This window comes from Kitasatospora phosalacinea (assembly GCF_000717185.1).
Classification (GTDB): Bacteria; Actinomycetota; Actinomycetes; order Streptomycetales; family Streptomycetaceae; genus Kitasatospora; species Kitasatospora phosalacinea_A.
Window position 1 is genome coordinate 1 of sequence record NZ_JNYE01000189.1, and the last position, 4,554, is coordinate 4,554.

Below are 4,554 nucleotides of genomic sequence, written 5' to 3' on the forward strand. Positions count from 1 at the left end.
AAGCACCCCAGCTGGGGCTACCTGACCCCGCACGAGACCCGACAACGACACACCCTCGCCGCGTAGGAACGAGTGTCCAAGATCATGGGGGAACTTCAGTCACCGCCGTCCGGCTGCGTGACATCGTCGGAAGGTTGATCCGGGCTGGACACTGGGAGCCGGGCAACCCGGAGATCCTGATCGTGATGGACTCCGGCTACGACGTCACCTACCTCTCCCACGCCCTGGCCGACCTGCCGGTGGTTCTGCTCGGACGCCTGCGCTCGGACCGGGTCATGCTCCGCGACCCCGGCCCCGACCGCCGCGGGCGGAAGGGCGGGCGGCCCCGTCGACACGGCGGAGTCCTCACCTTCGCCAAACCCGACACCTGGCACACCCCCGACACCGCCACGGCCGCCGACACCACCCGCTACGGCATCGCCGAGGCGACGGCCTAGGGCCGGATGCACCCTCGGCTCACCCACCGCGGCCCCTGGCTGGACCACGCCGAGGAGGAACTCCCTGTCCTGCATGGCACGTTGATCCGGATCAAGGTCGAGCGTCTGCCGGGCGACCGGGACCCGAAGCCAGTGGCTGTGGTGCTCGGCCACCACAGCCACCGGCACGGACGTGGACTTGTGGTGGCAGTCCTTCCTCCGCCGATTCGACCTGGAGCACACCTTCCGGCTGATGAAGCGGACCCTCGGCTGGACCGCCCCGAAGATCCGCCACGCCGACACCGCCGACACCGCCGATCTGTGGACCTGGCTGATCATCGCCGCCCACACCCGGATCCGCCTCGCCCGCTCCCTGGCCGAAGACGTACGCCGGCCCTGGGAGCGACCGGCGACCGAACCCCGCCGTCTCACTCCCGCCCGCGTCCGCCGGGGGTTTCGCAACATCCGCGCGACAGCGGCCCGTCCGGCAGCCGCACCGAAACCGTCCCGGCCGGGCCCGGGACGGCCACCCGGCGCGAAGAACAAGCAACGAGCCCCACGCCACAACGTCGGCAAGACGGCCAAACGAGCCGACTCGATCAAGGAACATCAAGGCCGACGAGGACAAACGCCGAGCTGAGGGGCCGTCAGGCGATGCGCCCGGTGGCCGACCGGCGGAATCCGGGGGAGGGCGGCTCCGGGGTCAGGGCCTGGAGCGGGGGGCGACCACCTGGTCGATGAGGCCGTACTCCAGGGCCTGCGCGGTGGTGAGGATGAGGTCGCGCTCGATGTCCTGCCGGATCTGCTCCAGCTCGCGGCCGGTGTGCTTGGCGAGGATGGCCTCCAGGGCGGCGCGCACCCGCATGATCTCGTTCGCCTCGATCTCCAGGTCGGAGACCTGGCCCTGCTGGCCGCCGCTGGACGGCTGGTGCAGCATGATCGTCGCGTTGGGGAGCGCGAGGCGCTTGCCCGGGGTGCCCGCGGCCAGGATGACCGCCGCCGCCGAACTGGCTTGGCCGATGCAGGTGGTCTGCACGTCCGGCTTGATGAACTGCATGGTGTCGTAGATCGCCATCAGCGAAGTCGTGTCCCCGCCGGGCGAGTTGATGTAGAGCGAGATGTCACGGTCCGGGTCCATGGCCTCCAGGCACAGGAGTTGGGCCATGATGTCGTTGGCCGAGGTGTCGTCGACCTGCGCGCCGAGGAAGACCACGCGCTCCTCGAAGAGCTTGGCGTACGGGTCGTACTCGCGGATGCCCTGCGAGGTCCGCTCGACGAAGCTCGGGACTATGTAGCGCGCTTCGGGGTGGTGCCGGTTCGACTGCATCGTGGGTGAGCCCCTCTCCGATCGGGACGTGCGCCGGGGGAGGGGCCCGGTGGGGCCCCTCCCCCGGCGCACCGGTGTCAGTGGCCGGTGTCAGTGCTTGAGGCCGCCGCCGCCACCGGGGAGGGAGGAGGTGGACTGCATCACCTTGTCGATGAGGCCGTACTCCCTGGCCTCCTCCGCGGTGAACCAGCGGTCGCGGTCGGAGTCCTTGGTGATCTTGTCCACGTCCTGGCCGGAGTGCGCGGCGATCAGCTCGGCCATCTCCAGCTTGGTCTTCAGCAGCTGCTGGGCGTAGATGCGGATGTCGCTGGCCGAGCCGGCCAGGCCCGCGGAGGGCTGGTGCATGAGGATCTTGGTGTGCGGCAGCGCGAAGCGCTTGCCCGCCGCACCGGCGGTGAGGAGGAACTGGCCCATCGAGGCGCAGAAGCCCATGGCGATGGTGACCACGTCGTTCTTGATGTACTGCATGGTGTCGTAGACCGCCATGCCGGCCGTCACCGAACCACCGGGGGAATTGATGTAGAGGTAGATGTCGTCCTCGGACTCGGCGGCCAGCATGAGCAGTTGGGCCGTGAGCTTGTTCGCGATGTCGTCGTCGACGGCCTGGCCGAGGAAGACGATGCGGTCCCTCAGCAGTCGGCTGAACACCTGGTCGCCGACGCCCCAGGGGGCTGCGCCCGCGTCGGCCCGGGGGCCGTTCGCCGAGAAACGTTCCCCAGCATCCTGATAAACCATTGTTCCCCCAACCGGGTTAACGGGCGGTTGGTGGGCCGCCGAAATCCCGTCCCGCTGAAATCTACAGCCACGACGACCCCCTTGCGCCACAAAGACTTTCGGCCGACTCTAGCACAGCGGGATGTCAAGGGGCCGGAGGTCGGGCGTTCGCCCTTGGCGCACGAAAGGCGGGTTTGAGACGTTGTGGGAACAGATCGCGCAAAGCCGCACGTGCGTCTGTTCGATCCCGGGTACGCTCGGGGACTTGCGGACTGACTGATACTCACCGGGGGTAGCGGCCATGCCAGTTGATGATGCTCAGCGACGGGGGAGAGCACACTTCCTCCGCAAACGGCGCGAGAAGGTCCTACCCGCCGATGTCGGACTACCTGGGGGGCTCCGGCGTCGGACCCCCGGCCTCCGGCGGGAGGAAGTCGCCGTACTCGCCGGGGTCAGCCCCACTTGGTACACATATCTGGAACAGGCCCGCGACGTGTCGCCCTCGCCGGAAGTGCTCGACAATCTCGCCACCGTCCTCGGCCTGAGCAGTTACGAGCGGAATTACCTCTACAACGTCTCGCGCGGGGAATCCGCGGCCGAGCCGGAAGCCTATTCCCATTCCGAGTTACGCCTTCCGTTACAGGATCTGATTTCCTCGGTCGGCCCCGTTCCCGCCTACATCTGCTCGCAGTTCGGCGACCTGCTGGCGTGGAACGAGGCCGCCACCGAGTGGCTGGACGACTTCGGCCGCTTCGAGGAGGAGCGGCGCAACACCCTGCTGTGGATGCTCACCGCGGACGTGGCGCGCGAGCGCTTCGTCAACTGGGATGTCCAGGCACGGCACTTGATCGCCCGGTTCCGCTCGGACGTGGCGACCATCCAGGACTCGCCCCGGGTCGCCGCACTGGTCCGGGAGCTGTCCGAACGGAGCCCGCTCTTCCGCCGCTGGTGGGACGAGCACGAGGTGGCCGGGCCGGACTGCACGGCCTACCCGATGCGGCACCCGCGCTACGGCGCCGTCCCCGTGCGGACGCTCGAACTGCTCTACCAGGACGCCTCCGCCGGCGTGAAGATGGTCATCCACATGCCGACCGAGGGCCTGCCGGCCGATCCCGGCCCCGACGGCGGGGCCACCGGCTGAGCCGGGCCGCACGGCGCAACGGTACGGGTCCGGCACCCGCCCGCGCGGGCGGGTGCCGGACCCGTACCGTTGCCGACTCTCAGCCGCGGGCGGCCAGTTCCTCCGCCATGTGCCCGGCGAGGGCGGCCACCGTCGGGAAGTCGAACGCCAGGGTCGCCGGGAGGTGCAGGCCGGTCGCCCCGTTCAGCCGGTTGCGCAGGTCGACGACCATCAGGGAGTCGAAGCCCAGGTCGAGAAACTCCTCGTCGGGGTCCACCTCCTCGGGCGCGTCGTAGCCGAGGACGTCCGCGACGTTGGCGAGCACCAGCGCGTGCACCTCCTCCGGGCCCGTTCCCGGAGCCGAGGCCGGGGACGGGGACGGGGACGAAGCCGGGGACGGGGGCGTCGGGCCGGCCGGGGCCAGCCCGGTCAGCAGCCCCGGCAGGAGGCCCGCCTCGGCGCGGGAGCGCAGCGCGGCGCCGTCGAAGGCGGCCGCGACGTGGTGCGGGCGCCCCGGGGCCAGGGCCGCGTCGAACAGGGCGAGCGCCTCCTCGGCGCCCATCGGCGCCACCCCGCCCCGCTGCATCCGCTCCAGCTCGGCCGCCGACAGCGTCCCCGCCATGCCGCCGCTCCCGGCCCACAGGCCCCAGGCGAGCGAGGTGGCGGGCAGGCCGCGGGCGTGCCGGTGCTCGGCGAGGGCGTCCAGGAAGGCGTTGGCGGCCGCGTAGTTGGCCTGCCCGGCGTTGCCGAGCACGCCCGCCAGCGAGGAGAACAGGACGAAGGCGGCGAGGTCGTGGCCGGTGGTCAGTTCGTGCAGGTGCCAGGCCGCATCGGCCTTGGCGGCCAGCACGGCGTCGATCCGGTCGGGGGTGAGCGATTCGACGGTGGCGTCGTCGAGGACGCCCGCGGTGTGGACGACGGCGCTGAGGCGGTGGTCGGCGAGGAGGTCGGTGACGGCTCGGCGGTCGGTCATGTCG

General features: G+C 70.6%; 6 protein-coding genes. 3 read left to right on the plus strand and 3 right to left on the minus strand.

What is annotated here, in order from left to right; genetic code table 11:
* The first annotated feature begins 134 nt into the window (after nt 1-134).
* Together OO57_RS47525 and OO57_RS47530 are read left to right on the plus strand one after the other, a co-directional pair.
* Complete coding sequence (locus OO57_RS47525; protein WP_418909943.1) at nt 135-437, plus strand: transposase; 303 nt, start codon at nt 135-137, stop codon at nt 435-437.
* 178 nt (nt 438-615) lie between these two features.
* The gene (locus tag OO57_RS47530; protein WP_418909944.1) at nt 616-1,056 is read left to right on the plus strand and encodes a hypothetical protein; all 441 of its coding nucleotides are present in this window, start codon (nt 616-618) and stop codon (nt 1,054-1,056) included.
* A 63-nt stretch (nt 1,057-1,119) separates the two neighbouring features.
* Here OO57_RS47530 and OO57_RS37195 read toward each other — a convergent pair whose 3' ends face one another.
* Together OO57_RS37195 and OO57_RS37200 are read right to left on the minus strand one after the other, a co-directional pair.
* Nucleotides 1,120-1,743, minus strand: coding sequence for an ATP-dependent Clp protease proteolytic subunit (locus OO57_RS37195; protein WP_033257293.1), 624 nt, complete (start codon nt 1,741-1,743; stop codon nt 1,120-1,122).
* A 90-nt stretch (nt 1,744-1,833) separates the two neighbouring features.
* A complete protein-coding gene (locus OO57_RS37200; protein WP_033257294.1) occupies nt 1,834-2,478 on the minus strand; it encodes an ATP-dependent Clp protease proteolytic subunit in 645 nt (214 codons plus the stop codon).
* A 280-nt stretch (nt 2,479-2,758) separates the two neighbouring features.
* Between OO57_RS37200 and OO57_RS37205 the strand changes: the two genes are divergently transcribed.
* Nucleotides 2,759-3,598, plus strand: a complete 840-nt coding sequence (locus OO57_RS37205; protein ID WP_033257295.1) for a helix-turn-helix transcriptional regulator — start codon at nt 2,759-2,761, stop codon at nt 3,596-3,598.
* Nucleotides 3,599-3,677: 79 nt separating this feature from the next.
* On the opposite strand, the gene OO57_RS37210 is transcribed toward OO57_RS37205, so the two are convergent.
* The coding region (locus OO57_RS37210) for a beta-ketoacyl reductase (protein WP_158715379.1) at nt 3,678-4,554 on the minus strand (877 nt) is incomplete at its 5' end.